Annotated in this window: 21 protein-coding genes and 1 pseudogene; 3 read left to right on the top strand and 19 right to left on the bottom strand. The window is 46.3% G+C overall.

Annotated features, from left to right (window positions below):
- Nucleotides 1-106 precede the first annotated feature (106 nt).
- The gene (locus tag BUA14_RS23950) at nt 107-475 is read right to left on the bottom strand and encodes an ArsR/SmtB family transcription factor (RefSeq protein ID WP_005807902.1); all 369 of its coding nucleotides are present in this window, start codon (nt 473-475) and stop codon (nt 107-109) included.
- 250 nt (nt 476-725) lie between these two features.
- Between BUA14_RS23950 and BUA14_RS23945 the strand changes: the two genes are divergently transcribed.
- Together BUA14_RS23945 and BUA14_RS23940 are read left to right on the top strand one after the other, a co-directional pair.
- A complete protein-coding gene (locus BUA14_RS23945; RefSeq protein ID WP_084078820.1) occupies nt 726-2,309 on the top strand; it encodes an alkaline phosphatase in 1,584 nt (527 codons plus the stop codon).
- A gap of 140 nt (nt 2,310-2,449) precedes the next feature.
- A complete protein-coding gene (locus BUA14_RS23940) occupies nt 2,450-3,595 on the top strand; it encodes a YibE/F family protein (protein WP_072774882.1) in 1,146 nt (381 codons plus the stop codon).
- A gap of 199 nt (nt 3,596-3,794) precedes the next feature.
- Here BUA14_RS23940 and BUA14_RS23935 read toward each other — a convergent pair whose 3' ends face one another.
- From BUA14_RS23935 to BUA14_RS23860, 16 genes and pseudogenes are all read right to left on the bottom strand, one after another.
- Complete coding sequence (locus BUA14_RS23935) at nt 3,795-5,882, bottom strand: glutamine synthetase III family protein (protein WP_011461804.1); 2,088 nt, start codon at nt 5,880-5,882, stop codon at nt 3,795-3,797.
- 203 nt (nt 5,883-6,085) lie between these two features.
- Nucleotides 6,086-6,700, bottom strand: coding sequence for a nitroreductase family protein (locus BUA14_RS23930; RefSeq protein ID WP_072774881.1), 615 nt, complete (start codon nt 6,698-6,700; stop codon nt 6,086-6,088).
- Between the two features lie 35 nt (nt 6,701-6,735).
- Nucleotides 6,736-8,037, bottom strand: coding sequence for a DUF362 domain-containing protein (locus BUA14_RS23925; RefSeq protein WP_072774880.1), 1,302 nt, complete (start codon nt 8,035-8,037; stop codon nt 6,736-6,738).
- A 55-nt stretch (nt 8,038-8,092) separates the two neighbouring features.
- A pseudogene (locus BUA14_RS23920) lies at nt 8,093-8,284 on the bottom strand (3-hydroxyacyl-CoA dehydrogenase NAD-binding domain-containing protein); the annotation flags it as partial.
- Between the two features lie 34 nt (nt 8,285-8,318).
- Nucleotides 8,319-8,915 carry a helix-turn-helix domain-containing protein gene (locus BUA14_RS23915; protein WP_072774878.1) on the bottom strand — a complete coding sequence of 199 codons (597 nt, stop codon included), beginning with the start codon at nt 8,913-8,915 and terminating at the stop codon, nt 8,319-8,321.
- A gap of 145 nt (nt 8,916-9,060) precedes the next feature.
- Nucleotides 9,061-10,143 (bottom strand): quinolinate synthase NadA, encoded by a 1,083-nt coding sequence (nadA, locus tag BUA14_RS23910; protein ID WP_072774877.1) that lies wholly within the window; start codon nt 10,141-10,143, stop codon nt 9,061-9,063.
- A gap of 73 nt (nt 10,144-10,216) precedes the next feature.
- The gene (locus tag BUA14_RS23905) at nt 10,217-12,016 is read right to left on the bottom strand and encodes a two-component system sensor histidine kinase NtrB (RefSeq protein ID WP_072774876.1); all 1,800 of its coding nucleotides are present in this window, start codon (nt 12,014-12,016) and stop codon (nt 10,217-10,219) included.
- 60 nt (nt 12,017-12,076) lie between these two features.
- On the bottom strand, nt 12,077-12,199 hold the full coding sequence (locus tag BUA14_RS23900) for a cyclic lactone autoinducer peptide (RefSeq protein ID WP_072774875.1): 123 nt from the start codon (nt 12,197-12,199) through the stop codon (nt 12,077-12,079).
- Nucleotide 12,200: 1 nt separating this feature from the next.
- On the bottom strand, nt 12,201-12,785 hold the full coding sequence (locus BUA14_RS23895; protein WP_072774874.1) for an accessory gene regulator ArgB-like protein: 585 nt from the start codon (nt 12,783-12,785) through the stop codon (nt 12,201-12,203).
- Entirely contained in the window at nt 12,778-13,206 is a 429-nt protein-coding gene (locus tag BUA14_RS23890) for a hypothetical protein (RefSeq protein ID WP_072774911.1), read from the bottom strand. The genes BUA14_RS23895 and BUA14_RS23890 overlap by 8 nt, the downstream gene beginning before the upstream one ends.
- A 191-nt stretch (nt 13,207-13,397) precedes the next feature.
- On the bottom strand, nt 13,398-14,585 hold the full coding sequence (locus BUA14_RS23885; RefSeq protein WP_072774873.1) for a benzoate/H(+) symporter BenE family transporter: 1,188 nt from the start codon (nt 14,583-14,585) through the stop codon (nt 13,398-13,400).
- A 325-nt stretch (nt 14,586-14,910) separates the two neighbouring features.
- Nucleotides 14,911-16,284: an acyl-CoA carboxylase subunit beta gene (locus BUA14_RS23880; protein WP_072774872.1), complete on the bottom strand. Its 1,374-nt coding sequence runs from the start codon at nt 16,282-16,284 to the stop codon at nt 14,911-14,913.
- A 63-nt stretch (nt 16,285-16,347) separates the two neighbouring features.
- Nucleotides 16,348-17,064, bottom strand: coding sequence for an ABC transporter ATP-binding protein (locus BUA14_RS23875; protein WP_242954754.1), 717 nt, complete (start codon nt 17,062-17,064; stop codon nt 16,348-16,350).
- Nucleotides 17,058-17,909, bottom strand: coding sequence for an ABC transporter permease (locus tag BUA14_RS23870; RefSeq protein ID WP_072774870.1), 852 nt, complete (start codon nt 17,907-17,909; stop codon nt 17,058-17,060). The genes BUA14_RS23875 and BUA14_RS23870 overlap by 7 nt, the downstream gene beginning before the upstream one ends.
- A gap of 36 nt (nt 17,910-17,945) precedes the next feature.
- Nucleotides 17,946-19,037, bottom strand: a complete 1,092-nt coding sequence (locus tag BUA14_RS23865) for an ABC transporter substrate-binding protein (protein ID WP_072774869.1) — start codon at nt 19,035-19,037, stop codon at nt 17,946-17,948.
- Between the two features lie 32 nt (nt 19,038-19,069).
- Nucleotides 19,070-19,747 carry an N-acyl homoserine lactonase family protein gene (locus BUA14_RS23860; RefSeq protein WP_072774910.1) on the bottom strand — a complete coding sequence of 226 codons (678 nt, stop codon included), beginning with the start codon at nt 19,745-19,747 and terminating at the stop codon, nt 19,070-19,072.
- Between the two features lie 106 nt (nt 19,748-19,853).
- On the opposite strand from BUA14_RS23860, the gene BUA14_RS23855 reads away from it, so the two are divergent.
- The gene (locus BUA14_RS23855; protein ID WP_072774868.1) at nt 19,854-20,828 is read left to right on the top strand and encodes an oxamate carbamoyltransferase subunit AllH family protein; all 975 of its coding nucleotides are present in this window, start codon (nt 19,854-19,856) and stop codon (nt 20,826-20,828) included.
- A 20-nt stretch (nt 20,829-20,848) separates the two neighbouring features.
- Here BUA14_RS23855 and BUA14_RS23850 read toward each other — a convergent pair whose 3' ends face one another.
- Together BUA14_RS23850 and fdrA are read right to left on the bottom strand one after the other, a co-directional pair.
- On the bottom strand, nt 20,849-22,021 hold the full coding sequence (locus BUA14_RS23850) for an MSMEG_0565 family glycosyltransferase (protein WP_072774867.1): 1,173 nt from the start codon (nt 22,019-22,021) through the stop codon (nt 20,849-20,851).
- 12 nt (nt 22,022-22,033) lie between these two features.
- Nucleotides 22,034-23,611 (bottom strand): acyl-CoA synthetase FdrA, encoded by a 1,578-nt coding sequence (fdrA, locus tag BUA14_RS23845; protein ID WP_072774866.1) that lies wholly within the window; start codon nt 23,609-23,611, stop codon nt 22,034-22,036.
- Nucleotides 23,612-23,613 lie beyond the last annotated feature (2 nt).

The raw sequence follows: 23,613 nt of genomic DNA, 5'->3' as shown, positions 1-23,613 counted from the left end.
TAATTCAATTAATTGAACAGTTGCTTTATCATTCAACCATCAAGGCAAACAAACCCAAACCCAGTTACCATAGATATAATGCTCAGCAATGCTACTCTCAGCCCATTTACTTTTCGCAAATATGAAGGAGCCCCTGATCAAAGATGGTCTTAACGTGATCGTCCGCAAGGGAGTAGTAAACAACTTTCCCGGATTTACGGTAGTTGACCAGCTTTGACTGTTTCAGCACTCTAAGTTGATGTGAGATTGAGGATTTGGTCATGCCCAAAAGCACGGCAATATCGCAAACACACATCTCGGCACGGAATAAAGCGCAGAGAATTTTCACCCGTGTCGAATCGCCAAACACCTTGAATAAATCCGCAAGATCGATCAGGTTATCTTCATCAGGCATATGCTCCCTGACATCTGCAACCACATCCTCGTGGATTGTATTACAATCACATCTGTCAAAATCAGCGGTATAGGCGCACATAAACTATTCACCTCCAGATTGAACGATTGAGCCATTGTTCAATCAAAAGTATAAACTTAATGTATTGACATGTCAATCATATCTTACTCCAAGCAGCAATTCGCTCAAATGTTGCAGCGCTGCACCATTTGCACTAACCCTAAAACTCGAGAACAGCAAATTTTATGCAGATTTTACCTTTCCACGATTTTCCTTTAACATAACGGCCCTATACTTATAGATGTACTACAATAAGTTTGGGAGGTAAGTTATGTTTAAGAATTTCAAAATGTCCAAGCGATTCCTGGCATCATCCCTCTGTCTGGTCATGGCCTTATCTCTGGCCACAGGTGCCGTACTTAATAGCAGGCCGGCATCAGTAGTGGCAGCGCAACCTGCCGCAACAGCCAAAGCCGAAGTAACAGGAAAGACCCCCAAGTATATCTTTATGTTCATCGGGGATGGCATGGCAGCCGTACAAGTGAACTCAGCTCAAATTTACGGCGGAACCAATAAGCATAATCAAATGGCTTTAGACAAAATGAACTTCCAGGGTTTTGAGGCCGTTGGCTATCAAACCACTCAGGACGCCACATCCTTTGCACCGGACTCTGCATCCACAGCAACTTCCCTTTCCTCAGGATTTAAGACCTGGAGCGGAACCATTGGCCTAAAACCAGTGGGAAGTAAATCCGGAAACAAACCGGAAAATGTGGAAGGTACGATTCCCAAAACCATTGCCGAAAGACTTAAGGCCGAAAAAGGAATGAAGATAGGCATCATTTCCACCGTAACCATCAACCATGCCACACCGGCAGCTTACTATGCTCATGTCGCTTCCCGAAACGACTATTATGACATCGCTCTGCAAATGGCAGATTCCGGCTTCGATTTCTTTGGCGGCGGAACCATCAGCCAGCCTACAGGAAAAGACAAAGATCAAAAAGATGCTTATGACGTCATGAAAGAAAAGGGCTATAAAATAGCTAAGACAAAAGAAGATATCCTGGCCCTTAACAGCCAATCAGGAAAAGCCTATGCAGTGACTCCGGTTACTCAGGACAGCGGCGCTATGCCCTATGCCATAGATAATAAAGATGGCGATTTAACTCTGGCTGATTTCGTAAAAAAAGGCATTGATGTTCTTGACAACGACAAAGGATTCTTCATGATGGCCGAATCAGGCAAGATTGACTGGGCAGGTCATGCTAATGATGCCAAAGCCAATATTGGTGATGTGATCGCCTTTGAAGAAGCTATCCAAGTCGCCATCGACTTTGCTGCCAAGCACCCTGAAGAGACCCTGATCATCGTTACCGGCGACCATGAAACAGGCGGCATGACCATCGGTCAGGCAACAACCGGTTATGATACAGCTTTTCATATTTTAGAAAGCCAAAAGATATCTTATGTAGCCTTTGACGCTTTAATCAATAAGATGAAAGCAGACAATCCGTCCCTAAAATTTGACGACGTTATGCCGGTTATCACTGAAAGCTTCGGTCTTGTTAACAAAACCAAAAATGATATAAGCCGCCCCGGTGAGCCCAGCTATATGACTTTAGAGCTATCTGATCGGGAAGTAGCTAAGCTGAAAAAGGCCTTTATGGAAACCATGAAAGACAAACCTACCGACAGCGAAGAAAATGATCTATTATACGGCGGTTATAATCCACTTTCCGTAACCTTAACTCATATTCTTAATAACAAAGCAGGTATCGGCTGGACCTCCTATTCCCACACAGGCGTACCGGTTCCAGTCTATGCAACAGGTGCTGGTGCCGAGTTGTTTAATGGTGCCTATGAAAATACCGCTGTGTATGACAAATTAGTCAAGGCTACAAATATTAACTAGTCGTAACTTCAATAGATATCTAAATAAAGGAGTGTCGCAAAGCTACTTTTTAACATAGTCTGCGATGCTCCTTTTTCATTCCCGGATCGTCAATCCATTGCCAATTTGGGCGCAAAGGAAAGGAGCGCGACTTAAAGAAGATGCTTCAGAATATTAACAGAAAAGAATTGGTTTTTACTATTGTCATTTTAATAGCGATAGCGATTCTCACCTTATTGCCTACGGGATTTCAGAAACAAGAATACCACTTTACCGAAGGGGTTCGAGCCAAAGTCATTTCTGTCAATAATATAGGGGTACATAGTTCCGGGATTTATAACATAGGTGATCAAAGCGCCTTAATTGAAATAGAAACCGGCTCCCACAAAGGAGAACAGGTTCAGGCCAATAATATGCTTACCGGCAGTCTCTCCGTGGACAAAATATTTCAAGCAGGAGACAAGGCCTGGGTTCTGCTTGGATTTGATGAAGATAACAAGATCAACTTTGCCAATATGATCGATCACTATCGTATCGATAAGGAGATCCTTTTAATCGGAACCTTCGCCGTAGTTATCATCATATTTTCTGGATTTACCGGAGTTCGCACCTTGCTTTCCTTTACTTTTACACTATTAAGTATCTGGAAGATTTTGATACCGGCAATGCTTTACGGCTATAATCCACTCATAGTTGCCCTCCTTGTGGGAAATGTGCTGACCGTTGTCACCCTGCTCTCGGTGGCAGGATTCACCAGAAAAGCCTATGCCTCTATTATCAGTGCTGTTACTTGTTCCATTGCAACCTGCCTTCTGGCCATTCTCTTTGGCAGTCTATTTAATATCCACGGCGCGGTAATGGAAGGAGCCGAATCACTGCTGTATGCCGGATTCATGGATCTTGATTTAACTTTAGTTTTTCAAGGAGGAATTTATCTTGCCTGTTCAGGTGCCGTACTCGATTTAGCAATCGACATTTCATCGGCTCTGGAAGAGATTATCCATAATAATCCCCATGTAACCAAGACGGCCCTTATGAAATCGGGACTTAACATCGGAAAATCTGTAGTCGGCGGCCAAACTACTACTCTGCTGCTGGCCTATATGGGAAGCTACATCACAGTGATGATGGTCTTTATGGCTCAAGGCACACCACTTATGAACATCCTTAATTCAAAGCCCATTGCAGCAGAAATATTGCACACCTTTGTCGGCTGTATCGGACTGGTTCTGGTATCCCCATTAACATCACTTATCTGCGGCCTTATCTACGATTGGGATAGTAACACCGCCCAAAATCAGGGATGAGACAAGACCCCACGGGGAAGAGAGTTCAAATTGTGCACCAGTGCATGATTTGAACCACCATTCATTTCTTAAAAGCGGCTTTGCTCACTTCGCAATCGAAAAGAAGGCCACCAATACAATCCGCAAAGACGTATCGGTGGCCTTTCCTCTTCTTCCCAATAAAATCAGAAGTATTTATACCTGAACCAAACCTTACAGCTTACAGTTTAAACAACATGTCTGCATAGCTGGGCAAAGGCCAGTATTCCTTATCCACCAGCTCCTCCAATTGATCCACAGCCCCCCGGAGAGTATTCATAGCGGTGAATACCTCATCCCGATAAAACACCCCCTGTTCAAAGACCTCACCCATAGCCAGAGCTTTATTGATCTTCTCTTCCAGATCCCGAAGGCTTTCATTCACTGCCACCACTATAGAAGAGACCTGGTTCAAAAGATCTTCCTGGACAGAGACAGGTGCACTGGAAACCGCTTTCACCGCCGCAATCCCGGCCGCCAGATTTTGAATCATTTTCAACCCGGCGGGCATAATTTGACGTTTGACCATAGTGAGCATCGTTTGCCCTTCAATATTGATGATTTTGTTGTACTGCTCAAGGAGAATTTCATAACGGGAATGAAGCTCCGTTCCACTGAGAACACCATGTTTTTCAAAGAGGGCCACTGCCTTTTCCGTGACCCAGGCCGGGGTAGCATCCACAGTGGAGCGAATATTGGGCAGTCCCCGGCGCTCCGCTTCTTCCACCCATTCATCCGAGTAGTTATTGCCATCGAAAACGATGCGGGAATGCTTCACTGCAATCTCTTTGAGAAGTTTCTGCAAATCGGCATTGAAGTCCTCCGCCTGCTCCAAGCGATCCGCCATTTGACAAAGAGCTTCCGCCACAATGGAATTCAGAACAATATTGGGACCGGCAATGGAGAGCGAAGAAGGAACCATCCGGAATTCGAATTTATTGCCGGTAAAGGCGAAGGGTGAAGTCCGGTTCCGATCGGTGGAATCTTTCCTCAAAACAGGTAAAGTGGAGGCACCGATATTCATGCGGCTTTCTGCTATAGAATGAGTCAGGCCGCCATTTTGCAATTGAGCTAAAATATCGCTTAGCTGGTCCCCTAAGAAGACAGAGATAATAGCCGGCGGCGCTTCATTGGCACCCAAGCGATGGTCATTGCCCGGATTGGCAGCAGAAGCCCGCAGCAAATCCGCGTGCTCATCCACGGCCTTCAGCACAGCGCAAAGGAAGGTGAGGAATTGAGCGTTTTCATGGGGTGTGCGTCCCGGATCCAAGAGATTCTTCCCGGAATTGGTTCCCAAGGCCCAGTTATTATGCTTACCGGAGCCATTGACACCGGCGAAGGGCTTTTCATGAAGAAGACACACTAAGCCATGGCGGTTGGCCACCTTCTTTAAGATATCCATGATCAATTGATTGTGATCCGTCGCCACATTGGTCACGCTGAAAATAGGCGCGATTTCATACTGACCGGGAGCCACTTCCTTATGCTGAGTCTTGGCAGCGATGCCCAGCTTCCAGGCCTCCACATTCACATCATGCATGAACGCCGATACCCGCTCATTGATGCTGCCAAAGTATTGATCTTCCATTTCCTGACCCTTAGGAGGCTTCGCTCCAAAAAGGGTGCGGCCTGTAAGAACCAGGTCCATTCTGTTTTCGTAATAGGCTTTGTCGATCAGGAAGTACTCTTGCTCAGGTCCTACAGTGCTGGAGATACGGGTGGTTTCCTCATCACCAAAAAGTCTGAGAATCCGCACCGCTTGCTTGGATAAGGCCTCCATAGAACGGAGCAGAGGGGTTTTATTGTCCAAAGCTTCACCGGTATAAGCACAGAAAGCAGTGGGAATGCACAGCACGATATTGGTTCCTTCTTCCCTTAAGAAGGCCGGTGATGTACAATCCCAGGCTGTATAACCACGGGCTTCAAAAGTAGAACGAATTCCGCCATTGGGAAAAGAAGAGGCATCCGGCTCGCCCTTAATGAGTTCCTTCCCGGAAAACTCCATGATCACCCGTCCATCGTTGGTCGGAGCAATAAAAGAGTCATGTTTTTCAGCAGTTAAGCCTGTCAAGGGTTGGAACCAGTGGGTATAGTGGGTCGCCCCCTTTTCAATAGCCCAATCTTTCATAGCACTGGCCACGACTTCAGCAACGCTGGGCTCCAGAGGCAGCCCATTGTCAATGGTGTTTTTTAAAGATTTGTAGATGTTTTTAGGAAGTCTTTCCCGCATCACGCTGTCGTTAAACACATTCATTCCGAAGATCTTCATTGCCCTTTTCCCCTTTCAAATACAGCAAATAAAAAAAGCGCCCTAAGAAATGTACCCTTGTACATTCCTTATGAGCGCCTTTGCTCTTCATTTATAAAATTTCTGCATTAAAAGTAACACAGAACATGCGGTTATTTCAACAGGTTTTTGAGATGTATACAATATTTATGTCATCCATTCGGTACCGAAAGGGACTCATCCTTCTATTCAATAACCTTATAGATAATCTCCTCAAGCTTCAGCCGGGGCCGCATACCGGGGCTTTGATCCGGAAAACCCACCGGCATCAGCACAGTCACAATGAGATGTTCCGGCAAATCCAGAATCTTGCTGATCTCTCTGGCCTTCATCAATTGTACCCAGCAGGTACCTAAACCCAGAGACACGGCACGCAGGGCAATGTGCTCAGTGGCAATGGCCACATTCAGCATGGCATGGGGCTTATACCCCTGCAACGTCTCAGCGTCCATCGGCTTATCCGCATTAGGATAGTTGGCAACCTCTTCTTCCCTGAACACTCCCGCATCCACTAACTCCTGAAGCCTTCTGCGGGTATTGGTGGCATAGGTTGAAAGATCGGCACAGCATACCAAAAGCACCGGAGCTTCGCTCAAGAACTTCTTATCAAAAGCAGCTCCCTGGATCTTCTCCTTAACCTCCTGATTTTTGACCACGATAAAGCGCCAAGGCTGCTGATTGGTTCCTGAAGGCGCCAAACGGGCGGCCTCCAGCAATTCTCTCAGCATCTCCTCAGGCACAGGGTCCGGCTTGAATTTACGGATACTGTGCCTCTCCAGCATGGCAGTTTTTACATCCATTGTCTTACCCCTCCCGGGCCTAGGCCCTTATCTTTTTATTCTATAGTCCAATCCTCCGGATTATAGCCCTCCTTGCCCTTATACCGGTCAAAAAGATAATTGCGGAAACGGACATATTCATTAAAATCACACTGAATGCCCTCTTTTCCCAGTTCCTCCACCATCTTCTCCAGATCAGGCGGACAGCCCCATAAGGTAATAGCTTGGTTGATATTGGGGTTATTTTTGTTCAAATGGCAAGCACATTTACCAAAGAGGATAGTGGTATTAAAATCCGCCGAGGCCAATTGCTGTTTACCGCTGACCAATTCGATGCGATTGAAAGGCTCTCCCTTATAAGCTGAGGCAAGAAGAATCAGCATGGGATTAAACTGCACGGAACATCCTGTACATAAGCTGCTGTCATACTTCCGTATAGCCAAGCCGGTTATGCCCCGCTTTTCAAAACCGGCCGGCCCGGTATTATCCTCACTCCACTCAAAATCATAGTCGATACGCCCCTGGTACCCTTCAATACTCTCACCTTTAACCTCATAGTCCGACAGCTCCAGGCTATAGCCATGCTTCTCAGCATAAAAGGCCAGATGGGGTACCTCTTGGGCCCCATAACCCAGCACAACCGCCCCGACCAGATCGCAGGCCAAGGGATCCCTGGAGGCCAGCAAGAGCCCTTTGGGATACGCCTTTCCAGTAGGTCCCGGTCCTTTTTCAAGGGTGTAAAGACCGTCGATAATAGTCAAAGCCACTGGAAGCTTCTCAATGATGCGGGGAAAGGTCAGATTCAATTCTTCCTGATCCAGACCGTGACAGAATTGCTTAGAACGGCGGCTCAGGCACCCCTTAAGGTTTTTGATTCCCAGAGATACCTTGGCTTGGTTATGGGTTTTCAAAACGGGAATATTGATAATTTTGTCCACTGCCAAAGCTTCTTGAGCGATATCCAGCTTAAAACCGTCTCCATAATCAGTGGTGATAAAAGGCTCCGCATTGAAATCAACCAGTCTGACCCCATACCTATCCCGGAGTTTACCATACCCCAAAGCCTCATAGATGGCGTCTCCCTGAGGCTTTGTCCCCGGAAGAGAGCCCTCACCGATGATTAGATTTTTAAATCCTCTTTCCACAAGGATCTGAACCAGAGCTTGCATTACAGTGCTGGTGGTCACGACCCCATAAGGTGGAAACGGATAGTCAAAATCCCAACTGACAATATTGGGTTTCAGCAAAATTTTGTCATCGACCTGCAGCCCGGCCAATCCGTCGCACAGATCGAGAGCCTGGCCAAGAGATTCATACACCTCAGAAACCTTGACCAAGGAAACGGAAGCTTTACTCATGGGACGCCCCTCCGTAAGTATAGAATCCCTTACCGGCTTTCCTGCCCCATTCCCCTTGAGTCATCTTCCCTTTAGCCACCCGTTCCGGCAGATACGACTGAGCAAAGGCTTCCGCCTTATCCAACATAGCCTGGCTGATATCCGTACAGATCACTTGATAACCGGCCAGAGCACAGCTTAAAGCAATCTGGTGTCCCATATTTCCGGCCCCGACCACACCCATCTTTTTAATATCTTCCAGCCTCATAATCCAACCTCCTCACCTGAGCTTTCTGGAATGACTAACTCATTTCTTTATCCCGGTCTTCAATTCCATATTTCCGCAGTTTATCATAAAAAGCCCGCCGCGAAATCCCTAAAGCCTTCATGGCCTGGGTACGGTTATTGTTGTAATTGCCCAAAGCTGAGATAATCAATTCCTTTTCCAGACGAGAGGTGATTTCCTTCATGTTATAAGGATTTTCCCTCCGCACATGATCCATATCACTAATAAGTTCTTGGCTCAGCCCAGCCGCCCCTGTGATGTTTCTAAAAATGGATACCGCACCGACAATGCGCTCATCATGATAAAGCGGAAAGGTATTACTTACTACTTCAAAGTTCAAGGATTCCACATATTCCCTGCCTTGGCTGGGCATCCCCGTCTTTAAACAATTAATAGTAGATGAATTGGGCTCGATCCTATCGAGCCTTCGGCCCAAAACCTTTGTCACAGGGACTCCCAGGCTTTTGACATAGGCTTCATTGGCATACACAATCGTGGTATCCGCGTCAATAACGAGAACCACATCATGAATGTTGTCCAAGATTTTAAATAGGAGTTCACGATCCCATTGCGGAATAACGGGTGTCGTGATGGCATGAATAACTCTACTCATTTTATCCTCCTTATTTTCTGTCTCTTGTGTATACATTATAGAGGGATAGAAAAAAGAAGTAAAGAATTTAACCAAATATTATGAATATTCTACATAAAAAGAAAGAGCCCGAAAGCTCTTCCCTTACTCCATAGAGGAATCTTATCTATTTACTCATTTCCAGCATTCTATCCAGTGCCACAATGGCCTCTTTGGCGATCTCGGGCTTCACGGTGATCTGATTCACCACATTACCCTGGGCCAGGTTCTCCAGAGTCCAAAGCAAGTGAGGTTGACTGATGCGGCTCATCATCACACAGAGACAAGTATTCTCATTAAGACTGACTATCTTTTTATCCGGATTTTCCTTAGCTAGTCGGCTGACAAGATTAATCTCCGTTCCCACAGCCCAAATGCTTCCTTCCGGAGCACCTGTGATTTGGCGGATAATAAAATCGGTGGAACCGTCCAAATCCGCCTTTTCCACCACAGCATGGCTGCACTCCGGGTGAACAATCACCGTAACACCGGGATATTTTACCCGGACATAATCCACATGGGCCGGCGTGAATCTCTGATGAACTCCGCAATAGCCATCCCAAAGGATAATCTTCGGTGCAGCCTCCGGCAGCTCCATCTCCCATTCCTCCCGATGCCATAAGAACATGTCTTTCTCCTCCAGGCCCAGATGCATCGCTGAATTGCGCCCAAGATGCTCATCAGGCAGGAAAAGGATGCGCTTGCCCTGGCTAAACAGAGTTTTGAGGATTTTCATGGCATTGGAGGAGGTGCAAGTCAGGCCTCCATGGCGTCCGCAAAAAGCTTTAACCTCTGCCGAGGAATTGACGTAGGTCACTGGAATGAACTCTTCATCATACTGAGCGACGAGCTGTTCCCAGCACCGCTCAACATCTTCGATATCTGCCATATCAGCCATCGGACACCCTGCTCCCAGATCAGGCAAAATCACCTTCTGCTCCGGAACTGTCAGGATATCAGCCGTTTCCGCCATAAAGTGGACACCGCAGAAAACGATGTACTCCGCTTCGGCCTGAGCCGCCAATTGAGAGAGCCTCAAGGAGTCCCCCCGGTAATCGGCATAGCGGACAACCTCGTCCCGTTGATAATGATGGCCCAATATCAGCAGCCGGGAACCCAGATCTTCTTTCACCTTTCGTATCCGCCGATCCATCTCTTCCTCGCTAAGGCTAAGATACTCTGCTGGCAGTGGCTGTTGCATGGTGTACATTTCTTGCTCCTCCATAAAAACACGTTATTTCGCGATAAATTTATTCCAGTTTAACCAAACAGCCATTATTCTGTCAACTTAATTCACCTTCATCTTTTTTGCCGAGGACATTCCTTCTTTTAAATATGACTTTAAAGGTAGTTCCCTGATCCCCTGTATCAAACGTCAGTTCAGCATTGTGACGATGAGCTATGCCCATGGAGATCGCAATTCCCAAACCTGTTCCGCTCTCTTTGGTTGTGAAAAACGGCGTCCCAATCTTATCTCGAATCTCCTCGGGAATACCGCACCCTTGATCTTTGACAGCCAAGACCACATTATTTTTATCCTCGTAAGTCTGTATAATGACACACCCACCCTGTGGAGTAACCTCCAGGGCATTGCGGACAAAGTTCAAGAGCAGTTGGCGTATTTCATTTTCATTAAGCCATAAGCTGGGTAACGGATTTAAATTCAATATGAGATCTTTATTGCCGTTATTGGCATCAGCCTGAATCATCGGGAAAATTCTATAGATAATCTGATTGATATCCTGTTCCTGAGTGCTGCCCATATTGTCTTTTGCCAAAGATAAAAACTCGGAAATAATAGTATTGGCACGATCAATTTCCGAAATCATTAGATCGTTGTACTCTTTTTCATCAGGATCCGTAACCTTAATGCCGCGCAATTGTAGGAAGCCCTTAACGGTGGTGAGAGGATTTCTTATTTCATGGCTGATTCCGGCGGCCATTTGGCCAACCAGGTTAAGCCTTTCCAGTCGCGCCATTTCATGCTGCTGTTGCCTTTGTTCTGTTATATCCCTAAAGAAGACCGTAATTCCTTCTTCAAAGGGATAGATGCTGGTATGGAAAATTCTTTCCGAGGTCATCATTCCATCTGCTTCGAAATAGGCAGGTTCAGCAGTAATGAAAACTTCCGCAATATATTGATAAGTTACTGTATTAGAAAAACTCGGGAAAATTTCGAGTATATTTTTCATTTTCAATTCTTCATCAGGCTTATCAAAATACTTCTTCGCTACATCATTGTAAAAAAGAAGCCGCCACTCTCTATCTATAGAAAATAAACCATCGGAGATCCCCTCCATGATTTGTGTAAATCGCCGCTGTGAAGCCCCAAGCTCTTCATTAATAGCACTCAGCTCTTGAGTATACCCCTTAATCTTGTCTAAAACTGGCTCAAGTTCAGGCAGCCCATGGGAGTTCCACGACAGATTGGTTTCAGGATGAACGATGGATTCCGAGAATTCTTCCAACTGATGTTGGATCTCCTTCATAAACTTTTGAATGAGGATGATAATAATCCCTATGGACAAAAACAACAAGCTAAAAGAGATGCTATACCCCGTAAAAGGACCAAGTTCAAATTCGGATTTTGTGGCGTAAGCCCACACATACCCCTTTAAGCCTTTTTCCAGTTGTACCGGAACGCTTACCAAAGTTATATAATCGTAATTGAGAACCTTTATTTCTGAAGCACCATGAAGATCCACCAGAATCGTCTCTACAGACTCTATTTGCTTTCCCTCAGAAACCATCCAACCAAACTCCAAATCATAATAAGCCACGGAGTAGGGGCGTTTCTCCTGCAACAAAGGTTTTACCACTTTGTCAAGTTTCACCATTTGCTGGGTTCTAGGCAGAATATTTACATCATCTTGGCAGGAAGGAATCAAATGCAGGTTTGAATCGATAGTCTGCTTTACATCAAGAGCAATAGTCAATAAGTCATATTCCAGTTTAACAGACTCTTTTTCCCAAAAGGTCTTTCCAAAAAACAACATCAATACCATGGTTATCATAAATATGCTAATTGTTATGCTGAATAAGGTCGATTGAATAATTGACTTTTTTAGAAAAACTTTCTTCATCTTTCCCTCCCATTCTTAAGAAAGCCGGGTTATAAACCCAGCTTCTTAAGTGGAACTACATTATTTTTGTAATGATTTCGGTGTCTTGGGCTGATAGGCGTACCAACCACAAGCAAATACTGAAGAAGCACTAGCAAGTATCATTAGTGATGTCGCGAGAGCTGTGAAGATAGTTTTTTTCACCTTATCCACCTCCTCGGCGATTGAATACAGGCAGCAAAGTAAGGGATTGATAAAGTACCCCAAGACACATGCTGACAATTAACAATGGTTCCGGTGATACTTTGTAAATTATTAAAGCTACGATTATCAAAACAATAGACAGCATTTTTAAATTATTTCTTAGTCTTTTAGAATGTATAGGTTTACTATCACTATCAACCGGTGCAAGAATAATAACTATCAAAAAAGAACTAGCTAAACTTATCCAAACCAAATAATCGTAGTTCAATTGGTATTTTATTAAGGTTTGAGCCAAAAACCCAAGAAGGGTATATACAATCGCCCCAAAAATCAAACATTTTGTAGGTGTATTAAAATGAGCACCTCCAGAAACCTTACGTAACGCAACCCCAAACAGTGCCGCGATAAGTGCAGGTTTCAAGGCATTTGCAATAAATGCAAAAAGAACTAATAAAAGAGTCCCTATTACGGCGAGTAGTGATGTCTCAATAGAGTAAGCAATAATCTCTTTCTTATCTTCGTTATAGTCTAAATCCTTAGTGATTATGTTTGTTAGGTTATTACTCATTTTGTTAAGGCTAATCATGTGCCATCTTCTTTCGCCTAATCAAAAATGCAGTGATAAATAGCAAAATAACCTGTGGTTCAGTAAACAATATTCTACCAATGGAATCAGCAAACATAGCTTCAACGGGAATATTTAAGACAACTATGAACAGATTAATAGATATGAATTCAAACACAATCAAAAACATGTAGCTCACTAAGGAAGCAAATAATGAAACACTTACATCCTTTTTACTCCTCAAGGTTAAGAAAAGAAACACTAAGACCACAAGAACAATTGTATGAGTCCCAAAAGGTAAGTTACACAGCCTCAAGAAGTAAGCTGTTAAAGCTAAAACAGTGCCCATTGGTATAAGTTCTTTCCACCTGAACGGAATCCCCGCTATAGCATAGGCTAAAGTAACGATCCCAATTTCTTCAGGAATCCCCTGAAATATCAATACAATTAAAGGTATGTCTATGGCAATCACCTACTTCTATTCTGACAAATACTTCGACTATTTCCATGATAAAGAACTTTTATTTTCATAAATTTTCTACATAACTCTTTGAAACTCCTTCTTCGTTCACATAATTAAAAAAATTTTAGCCAATTTTTTGCTCAATCCTCGTGAATGCTTCAAATTTCAAATTATTCCTCTATGAACCTTGCGACTAAAGTCCCAATGAGAAGGGACCAAATGGGGGCACTGATATTCAACAGGGTGATATTGGACAAGGCGATAACAAAAGTCAGAGCAGCACTTAGTTTCATTCTCGGGTTTGAAAATCCGGTGGATAAGCTATTCCCAAACACCCCCAGCAGAGCAAAGCCCACCAGCAGAGAAGTGAAAGATTTGGGCAATACTTGAATCAACGGCACCAGCTTCCAGGCAAAAAGGCCGAAGAAGAGGATAATAACTCCTGAGACCACTGCCCCCATGTAGCGCTTTTCCTTGGGGCCTGCTTCAGGATCAGCGCAGATAGCCGACATCATACCGGCTACATTGGCCGATTGTCCGCCAAAAAAGCTGGTAACAACCGAGAAAATGCCGCTCAAGGAAATAATCTTATTAATAGGGGGGCGATAGTCGTTTTGCTCTAAAGCGCCTAAGCCTACGGCAGCATCATTGCTGAGAATGAGTAAGGCCAAAGGAATTGATATGGATAAAAAGCTTAGTGGATTAAAGGTGGGAATCTGAAGAGCAGGCATAACCGGCGAAGAACCCAAAGCTGCACCTTCCAAAGGCTGAGTCAGGAATAGAAGCACAGTCCCCATTACAATGCCTGCGACCATAGGAGGAATCTTGGTTTTCCATTTGCTGAAAATCAAAAAGACAGCAAGAGCCACTCCCCCGATTAGAGGAAGCTCCGTCATCGAGTTAACAAAGTTCACCATATACCGTGTAATCATGCCGGCCAGCATGACTGCTATAATTTCCTTCGGTACATACTCAAGAAGCTTAGAAAAGATTCCAAACACGCCAACGGCTAACATTAAAAGAGCCGAGATGATATAGGCGCCGATCATCTCTGAATAAGAAAAATGGGCGGTGACCGTGGCTAGAAAAGCCACTCCGGTAATGGAGTGGGCACCTACTATGGGCATTTTATAATACCAGGGGATGAGAATACTGTAAATCCCCCCGACCACATAACAGGAAAACATCCAGAGTATGGTCTGGGACGTTGTAAAGTTACCATTAGCGGCCGCTTCAAGTATGATGGCCGGCGGACCGGTTACAGCAAGCAATGCCGATACAATGCCCGCCGCGAAGTTCCGAAGGTTTAAATCTCTTAAACCGGCTTTATTAATTCTGCTCATGCTTGTCCCCATCATAACTGCCTCTCTTTGATACCTTCTGCTTAGTTATTTCATAGCTATTAAGTCTGATAGAACCTATTATAGCCCCATATTAAGCCAATGCTCAAGAACAATCCTTCGGATTTTCTATAATTGCCTATACCAGAGTACAGAAAATGGCCGAACCCATAGTCCGGCCATTTTCATTCATGATGCCGACTATATGTTGCTTAGCCTCAGAACTGAACTGATTTGTTCTACGGTCTGTTCTATGCGACTATTAACAATATGGAGAGAAATAAACCACCCTAATTAAAAGCAAAATCCGGAGCATCAATAACTCCGGATTTTTTCATATTCTTTAAACAGCAAGCTGTTCCCTTTTCCGAAACTCTTCGAGAGCTTCAATCAGCTTCTGCCGGGTCTCATAGGGCTCTATAACCTCGTCGATCACGCCATGCGCAAGAGCCAGCTCCAGATTCCCTTCCATGCCGCGGCTCAAGTTCCTCTCCAGAGACTCCGATGAAGCCGAATCCTTCTTCAACAGATTCACCGCAGCCCCGATGCCCATCACGCCGATCTCTACGTTCGTCCAGGCATAGACCCGGGTTGCTCCAATAGCTTTCGAATTAAGAGCGATATAGGCTCCTCCAAATGCCTTTCTGATCATCACCGTGATTTTGGGTACTGAAGCTTCTACAAAAGCCTTGACAATATCTGCTCCGTATCGGAGCAGCCCACTGGACTCTTGCCGGACTCCCGGCATAAAACCCACCGTATCTTCAAGGAGTATAATGGGAAGATTAAAATTAGAACAAAGCCGGATAAAGGAAGCGACTTTTCCGGAGGCATCCACATCCAGTGCTCCGGCAAGGTATTTCGGCTGATTGGCAATCACTCCGCAGGCGATACCATTGAATCTCCCCAAGCCGATAATGGCATTTTTGGCGTACTGTTTCTGAATCTCGATAAACGATTCATTATCCACGATTTTCTCGATGAGCTTAAGGATATCATAGGGTTTGTTGGCTTCCGCAGGCACAAAATTTTTCGGCTCTGAGTATTTTGCCGAAATGCCCGATACCATCCGCGGAGATTTTTCACGATGATTCTGAGGCAAGTAAGAAAGCAGCCGGCGCACCTCTTTAAGGGCAGACTCCTCATCCGGGGCTTCAAAGTGGCTAATCCCGCTCACTTTTCCATGGATCCTTGTTCCCCCTAATTCCTCCCCAGTTGCTCTCTCGCCGGTAATAGCCTGTACAACTTTAGGGCCCGTGACAAAAAGTTGGGATTTTTCTTCAATCATAACTATAAAGTCTGTCAATGCCGGACAATAAGCCGCTCCCCCGGCACAGGAACCCATAATCACCGAAATCTGAGGAACTTTTCCTGATAATTTCACATGATAATTGAATAACTTTCCGACGGCATCCAAGGCCAGGATACCATCGTGGATTCTGGCTCCGACGGAATGATAAAAACCAACGATGGGAGCGCCTTCATTTAAGGCCATCTCCATGGCAGCAATGATTTTATCGGCATGAGCCGAATCAATGGACCCTCCCCTGATCTCAAAATTTTGGGCAAAGGCATACACCCGCCGGCCATTCACCTTCCCCAACCCGGTCAGAACATTGGTTTCCGCCATACTCTCATGCAACTCCACAAAGGTACCCTCATCCACTAATTTATGAATAAGCTCAAGAAGCTTAACCTGTACTGTATCCTTTTCCATCTCTAACTACCTCCACTTGTTCGGGGTATTAGCACCTCTCAATCTGCCCGGAATATGATGGGCTTACTCGCCCAACAGCGATAAAACTCGCTTGCGAATCACACCAAAGGTTCTTTCAGTACGGTCCCGGGGCCGTTCCATGGTTACCTCGATTTCTTCCATAACCTTCCCCGGTCCACCGGAAAGAACGATAATCTTATTGGCAAGGTAGACTGCCTCATCAATATTGTGAGTCACCATCAGGATCGTGGGTTTCAAGCGCTGCCATAGGTCAACCATATCACTTTGCAGCTTATTCCGGGTTCGGAAATCCAAGGCCGCAAAAGGCTCATCCATAAGAATAAGCTTAGGCTGGTAAACCAGGACCCTGGCCAACGCAGCCCGCATGCGCATTCCCCCGGAAAGTTCCTTAGGATAATAATTTTCAAATCCCTGGAGTTCCACCATTTCCAGAGCATCCTGAACACGCTGCTTTGTTTCCTCAAGGGGTACTCCCCTGAGCTTCAGACCGAATGCCACGTTCTGTGCTGCCGTGAGCCAGGGAAAGAGCGCCCCTTCCTGGAAGACATACCCACTGTCATGCTTATCCCCCGCCCTGCTCCCATCTAAGCAGATCCGCCCGGATGAAGGCTGAATAAGGCCCGCTGCAAGCCGCAGGAGGGTGGTTTTGCCGCAGCCGCTGGGACCGGTCAGGCAGGCAAAATCTCCTTCCTGAAGCTTAAAAGAGATCCCTTCCAGGACGCTCTTTCCATCTATTTCTTTGCTTACATTCTCTACCACGAGTGCCAACGTGCTATCCTCCGCCCAATCAAGCTTATTCCTTCATTCATCATAAAGCCAACGATCCCCACACAAAGGATGGCGATCACAATCTCGTTCATCCTTCCCCCGATAGTATAGACCGACCAGATATAAGCGCCGATCCCCATACGTCCGCCCACAAATTCTGCCCCCACAATACACATCCAGCCTACCCCCAGCCCGCTCCGGATACCGGAAACAAGTGCCGGGACCACTGAAGGCAGAAGGACTTTGCCCAGAATCTGTCTCTTGTGTCTGGCTCCTAAGGTATGGGCGGCCTCGATAAGGATGGGGTCCACGCTTTGGACCGCGTGGACTGTAGCCGTAAAGCAAGGGAAAAAAGCCCCTACGAAGACAACCATCACCTGTACCCAGAGGGTGGGCTGGGGCATCCCGGCAAATAGGATATACCCTACCGGAATCCAGGCCATCGGAGGAATCGGACGGCACAAACTGATATACACATTCAGAAAGCGGCTCATGCCCCGAAAATATCCCAACAAAATTCCTAAAGGGATGGCAATGATAAAGGCTGACCCTGCTCCTGCCAGAAGTGTGAAAAGACTGGCACCCAGCATTTGGAATAGGGTCAAATTATAAAGGGGATCTCCTTCCAGAGCCAAACCTACAAACTTCTGACCCAGGATATAGGGTGAGGAGATAAACCCTAAACTGGCTAAAAACTGCCAGATAAACAGACCCAAAAGCCCCGCTGCAATCCCTTCCCAGGGAGGTACTTTCATTTTGTAACCGTCCGGCCGGCTTTTCCGGATTTTCCTTGTTTCCATCTTCTTTAGGTTCTGATCCGCGGTAAGCCGACTCATCCTGCCCTCTCCTTTAACTTTTCTCTAAACTTGTTTTTACTTTGCCTGGAGCTTCATCCCATTGTTCCGGGCCGCCAAATCCAGGATATAACTCTGAACCGTCCCCAGCCCTGGAATAGCTACCGTTTTATCCTTTAAATCACTAATAGACCGGATATCTGAATCCTTAGCCACGACGATGGCCGAGCCTTCATCATTGGCACCGGCAATCCCCTGGAGGGCGATTCCATCATTGATCTGTTTGAGAACGGCTGGAGCCACGCCGAGATAGGATGCATTCAATTCCTTCACTTTGAAGGCTTCCATGACAGCAACACCGTTGGCATACCCCTTAAGCTGAAGATTCTGCCCGACAACCAGACCTACCGCCTCATAATAACCTTCTTGAACGGCGATAAACATCGGAAGATGGTGAAGATCCTGATTAATATAGCCTAAAGTAATCTGTCTTCCGTTGATTGACGGGGGTGTCCAGGAGGGATCCTTCTCCAGTTCAGCGTTGACTTTATCCATGTATTCCTTATTCATAAATCCCTGAAAAAAAGCCGTATCGCTTTCATATCCCAATGTCGCAGGTTCCTTGACCAAGGTTCCGTTTTGGCGCATGGCTCCCAGGAAATCCGCTAACCGCTCCCGATCCGGAAAGCTCACATATTTCGTATAGGTCAAGGCTTCCCCTACGGATTCTTTGTCTCTCCCTGTAAAATCCATAGCATAGTGAAGCATTTTTTCCTGGTTATTGCTATCATTGATAAATTTGATGGATTTTACATTCGCCCAAGCCAGAGCCAATGCCAAATCCTCGTCTCCTTCAGTTCCTGCCAACGCTAAAATACAGCAAGGATGTTCTGAAGCAATTTCACCTGACTGCATAAGGTAGCGTCCGGTGCCTTCCCTGACAGCCTGAGCATTATTGGGCTCCCAGGCGACAAAGGCGTCTATCTCTCCGGTGTTTAATTGCTGCAGCATATTAGCCGGTGAAGTCTGTACATAATAGATGGTTCCTTGTTCCGGCTTTGTTGCCTCCACTTGATCTTTTTGATTTTGAGTGATGCAGCCACTGAGCAATAAGGTAACCATAAGAACTGCCGGAATGACTTTACTTAATCTATAATCCCTTTTTTTCATTCCCTTTCCCCCTTTTCTCCATTCATAAACTATTAAAGAATAACCTTTTCTCTCTTAACTGAGGGGTCATGGCTGGTCAATATCACCGTCTCCCTTTCTTCGCTTATCTCTTTCAACCGCTTTAAGGATCGTAAGGCCTCTTTTCGATCCTCCAGAATCAAGGGCGGATTGCAATCATAAAGATTATGCGGTCGAAAACAGGCATCCCCAGTCAGAAGTACCTGCTTGTTATTTCCCTTGACCAGCATGGACTGGTGATCACCGGCATGACCTGGGGTTGGCAGCAAGAGAATCGAACCGTCCTCCAAAAGGTCATGATCGCCTTTTATATCCTCCTGAATCCCCTTAATGCAGATTGCCCCGGGGATTAGGGCATTCCCCCCGGCGTGATCAGGATGATGATGGGAATTCACAATGAGGGCAATATCCTTATATGAATAACCCTGCTTCTCAATTTCCCGAACCAGGCCTTCACTGTCCCCTTGCTTAGCCCTAAGTCCAGGGGTAAGCTCCATGATTGGAGAACCGGCCCAAAGCTGGGGGGGCAGCCCGGTATCAAAGAGGATCATACCTTGGGGATGAAGAATCAGAAAGGCCAAAACCGGCAATACCAAGAGAGTGGATCTAGTGTCTCCCGTAAATACACTGCGGTTAAACTGCAATTGTCCACAATTCAAAGGAATTACCGCTAAGGCCAAGTCACTCACCATGCCCATCACCCCTTTCCTATTTACATCCTTCGCATAAATTGTTACCATTATGAGAGAATTTGGTGTTGGAAATTAAGCTCCTACACTATCCAAGAAGGTGTCATCTATGAATTCTGAGCTCCTGTCGGCATTGAGCATAGGGCCGTTCGCATTGGATTATTTGCACGGATCCATGGATAAGGGAAGGGTGCACTCTGTCTTTCATCGGGTGATTAATATTCTCTGGTCAGATGGCTTATGGAGCATCTCCCGTAGTGACGTCAGTAATGGCCCGGCAAATGTCGTCACCAATCTGCCGATTTCATCGGACTTTACCCTTTATGGGATCGAGCCTGGAACTTTGGTTTATTTTAAGAAGAAAGAAGGACTGCTCCTTCTGGGGGGCCTTTCCATCTCTCTGGAAAAGGCCGTTTATTGGCAAGCCCCCTTATCTCAGAATAATTCCCTGCTTCCCGTCGCCCTGATCAAGGCCAATCTATCGGAAGTGGAAAGCTGGCTCCGCCTTTCCCCCAGATCTCCGGGGCTGGCTAAGCTCTTCCCTCACTTAACCGCCTTAGTGCAGGGGACTTTCGCCCTTCCCCGCTCTGCTGATCCTGTTGTTCTCCTTGCGGGGCAATCCATTAACTGCCTGGTGAAGGGGATTTATTCTTTGGACAGAACCATAATTGAAGAGGGAACTTGTTCACTAATAGGACTGGGCCCCGGACTCACACCCTCGGGGGATGATTTCCTGGCCGGTCTTCTGTTAAGCCTGGCGGCAGCCCAAAGAGCATTTTCTGTATCCTCCGCTGCCCTCTTGCCCCTTGCTCATAAGGCTCTGAGTGATATTATTGTGAAGCATTCTCCAGGCCTCACCAATGAGATTAGCTCGCAAATGCTCTGCTTAGCCTCCCAGGGCACAGGCAGTGAACTTATGGAAAATATGGTGTGTGCATTGTATTACGGGCTCTCACCAAAAATCACCCCTGCCCGGGCGGCTCAGGAATTGTGTTCTGTAGGAGCCAGCTCTGGCTTTGATCAACTTTTAGGGATTCTTTTGGGAGCCCATCTATTAACCGATTTTATCCCAATTCCATCCTGAACTTATTCTAATCCTTAATCTTATTGACCTGCTTGGGCACCTTCCAGAATCTCATAGTAAAATTGTTCATGTTTGCGGGCTGTATCCTCCCAGCTGAAGTTGGATGCGGTCATAAGCCCGCCGCTAATCAGCCGGCGCCGCAAGTTGCTATCTATGATCGTCTCGATCATGGCTGCCGCAAACTGTTCCCCATTGTCCGGGTCGACGAATAAGGCATCTTCTCCAGGGGTTAGGAACTCATGGAAAACGGGTATATCCGACACAACAGTGGGAATCCCCGACAGGAGAGCTTCCAGAGCGACCAGCCCCCAGCCTTCCTGAGCGGAAGGGAAGGCGAAGCAATCCGCAGCCTGATACAGCAGGGGAACATCCTCTTCTTTCAGCACACCAAGATTAATGACATCTTCCCCCAGCTTCAGGTTACAGCCCTCTGCCATTTGCAAGAATTCCTGACGATAAGCCTGATAATCGAACAAGGTTTGTCCACCGCCAATGACCAAAACAGCCTGTTTTCCTGATTCCGCAAAATATTTCCGCACATGGGCGAAGGCCGCAAGCAGCTTCTTAGTGTTTTTACGAGGTTCAATTCCCCCAATGGTTAAAAAGACCAATTTATTTTCCAGGCCAAATTTTGCCTTGGGATTCTCCCCTTTTTTTGCAGGGCTAAAGCGTTTCGTATCTAAACCATTGTGAATGACTCTCGCCTTGACTCCATACTCCGCGGCCAACCGCTTTTGCCAGAATTCACTGACAGCAATATGGGCATCAGGACGAAAAACGGACTTATTCTGACAATTGATCAAGACCGGAGATGTGAAATCATCAAGATGATGAACGGTACGAACTAAGGGGAAATCCGCTCCACTTAACCGATAATTAACCAGCGCATTAGCGGAGATGCAATCCTGGGCATGATAGATATCAAATCCCCCGGCCTTTCCACTCACAAAGTAATCTGTATAGGTTTGAATATAGGCTTCAATCTTGTCATCAAAGCTTTCGGGCAAAGAACCAAAACGAGCAATTTCATGAGAAACCTGAGGGATGCGGAAAAATCCGCTCCCCTCTTTTTTATCCAAAGCGATAATCCGTACTTCATGCCCTCGTTTGGCCAGGTTCTCCGCCAGACAAAGAGAGTGAACGACACCACCTCTCGGTTTGGTTGAGTATGTGAGAATTGCAATCTTTAACATTGAGCCAGCCTCCTAATGCGCCGCATTCCTTGCCACCTTAGCTGCAGTATAAGAAGCCAGCAAAGCTGCGTGGGCATTGGTAGGAAGAATCTCCACCCCGCATTCCTGAAGCTTCTTAATCTGTTCTTCCTTTCCTTGAGGGTCTTTATCCGTTCCGCAAACATAACCGATGAAGCGAATATCACGACCATTGGACTGAGCAAGCGCCTGAGCTTCTTGAATAACAGGCACCAATTCGGCTGCCGGATCAGGATTAGACCCATAACCCAGGACCACATCCAATAAAATAACTGCCGTTTCCGGATCAGCAGCTTCTTTTAAAATGCGCTCATTGCGTAATTGGAAATCAATCATGGGGTGTGGCCTCCCTACCGTGAACTCATCTTCCCCCAGGTCAATACAGGTATTTCCCTTACTGACCAGGGAATCACTCAGTTTTTGTTCCGGTTTTAAGGGGACATTGGAGTTGACAGAGCCAATGATTTTTTCCATGAGAAGCATGGCCTCATAACATAAGGTGCCCCCGGAAAACAAGCCCCTAATATACTTTTGTGACGAATTGAGATTATAGGCCAGATCCTCGGCCCGCATGACGATATCCATCTCGATTTTAGGAATATCTTCTTGCCAGGCATAAGGATTGGTGCCATTGGCAAGTGCGACGGCCATTGCTGCCGCTTCTTCCAATGATCCGGCAAAATGTTCATTGGCAGCAGGCTTATCCGAAGCTTCGCCGCCGAGAAGATTAACCACCACTGGTTTTTTCAGCTGGGCGATGGTCTCACGGACTTTGGCAATAACCCTCGGTGCGGGCGGTTTGGAGATGAGGACGATGACTTCGGTAGCCGGGTCTTCATCCAAACGGCGCATAACTTCCAGGAACATGAGTCCGCCGACCTTTTCCTTTAAATCACGGCCCCCAACGCCGATAACTTGGGAACAGCCACCGCCCCAACGTTCGATTTGAACGGTAACCTCCTGAACTCCGGTACCGGAAGCCCCGACAATCCCGATGTTGCCGCGGTTGATGACATTAGCGAACCCCAGGCATGCACCATTGATGATGGAGGTACCGCAATCCGGTCCCATCATGAGCAGACCCTTCTCCAGGGCCATTTTCTTCAGCTCGACTTCTTCCTCAAGGGTCACATTATCGCTGAAGAGGAAGACATTGATCCCTTTGGCCAAGGCCTTGGCTACTTCAATTTTGGCAAAGGCTCCGGGCACAGAGATGGTAACCATATTGGCCCCAGGCATCTCCTCCAGGGCTAATTCTAAACTTTTGGCTTTTTGAACTTCTGCCTTGCCTGAACCGGAGGATTCGGAAAGGGCGTTTTCCGCTGCCTGAAGTGCTTCCTCAGCTATTTCCGGTGTTTCTCCATCTATGGCGATGACCAGGTCATTCGCTCCGGCGGCAGCCGCCTCAGGTCCCAGCAGTCCGGCCATTTCCATAACTCGTTTATTGGCATCGGTAGCCATCATGACGGACGCATTGACGACCCCGGCAATTTTTTTCAATTGACCGGAAATCCGCATTAAGCGCACTGAATCTTGGTAACTGTTTTTCTTGACTATATTTCTGACACTCATCG

Source organism: Desulfitobacterium chlororespirans DSM 11544, assembly GCF_900143285.1.
GTDB classification, from domain to species: domain Bacteria; phylum Bacillota; class Desulfitobacteriia; order Desulfitobacteriales; family Desulfitobacteriaceae; genus Desulfitobacterium; species Desulfitobacterium chlororespirans.
The sequence above is the reverse complement of the archived record's forward strand: the minus strand, read 5'-3'. Positions and strand labels throughout refer to the sequence as shown.

Coding starts and splice junctions, on each gene's coding strand:
- BUA14_RS23950 (WP_005807902.1), bottom strand. CDS start 475: ATGTGCGCCTATACCGCTGATTTTGACAGATGTGATTGTAATACAATC.
- BUA14_RS23945 (WP_084078820.1), top strand. CDS start 726: ATGTTTAAGAATTTCAAAATGTCCAAGCGATTCCTGGCATCATCCCTC.
- BUA14_RS23940 (WP_072774882.1), top strand. CDS start 2,450: ATGCTTCAGAATATTAACAGAAAAGAATTGGTTTTTACTATTGTCATT.
- BUA14_RS23935 (WP_011461804.1), bottom strand. CDS start 5,882: ATGAAGATCTTCGGAATGAATGTGTTTAACGACAGCGTGATGCGGGAA.
- BUA14_RS23930 (WP_072774881.1), bottom strand. CDS start 6,700: ATGGATGTAAAAACTGCCATGCTGGAGAGGCACAGTATCCGTAAATTC.
- BUA14_RS23925 (WP_072774880.1), bottom strand. CDS start 8,037: ATGAGTAAAGCTTCCGTTTCCTTGGTCAAGGTTTCTGAGGTGTATGAA.
- BUA14_RS23915 (WP_072774878.1), bottom strand. CDS start 8,915: ATGAGTAGAGTTATTCATGCCATCACGACACCCGTTATTCCGCAATGG.
- nadA (WP_072774877.1), bottom strand. CDS start 10,143: ATGTACACCATGCAACAGCCACTGCCAGCAGAGTATCTTAGCCTTAGC.
- BUA14_RS23905 (WP_072774876.1), bottom strand. CDS start 12,016: ATGAAGAAAGTTTTTCTAAAAAAGTCAATTATTCAATCGACCTTATTC.
- BUA14_RS23895 (WP_072774874.1), bottom strand. CDS start 12,785: ATGATTAGCCTTAACAAAATGAGTAATAACCTAACAAACATAATCACT.
- BUA14_RS23885 (WP_072774873.1), bottom strand. CDS start 14,585: ATGATGGGGACAAGCATGAGCAGAATTAATAAAGCCGGTTTAAGAGAT.
- BUA14_RS23880 (WP_072774872.1), bottom strand. CDS start 16,284: ATGGAAAAGGATACAGTACAGGTTAAGCTTCTTGAGCTTATTCATAAA.
- BUA14_RS23870 (WP_072774870.1), bottom strand. CDS start 17,909: ATGAGTCGGCTTACCGCGGATCAGAACCTAAAGAAGATGGAAACAAGG.
- BUA14_RS23865 (WP_072774869.1), bottom strand. CDS start 19,037: ATGAAAAAAAGGGATTATAGATTAAGTAAAGTCATTCCGGCAGTTCTT.
- BUA14_RS23860 (WP_072774910.1), bottom strand. CDS start 19,747: ATGGTGAGTGACTTGGCCTTAGCGGTAATTCCTTTGAATTGTGGACAA.
- BUA14_RS23855 (WP_072774868.1), top strand. CDS start 19,854: ATGAATTCTGAGCTCCTGTCGGCATTGAGCATAGGGCCGTTCGCATTG.
- BUA14_RS23850 (WP_072774867.1), bottom strand. CDS start 22,021: ATGTTAAAGATTGCAATTCTCACATACTCAACCAAACCGAGAGGTGGT.
- fdrA (WP_072774866.1), bottom strand. CDS start 23,611: ATGAGTGTCAGAAATATAGTCAAGAAAAACAGTTACCAAGATTCAGTG.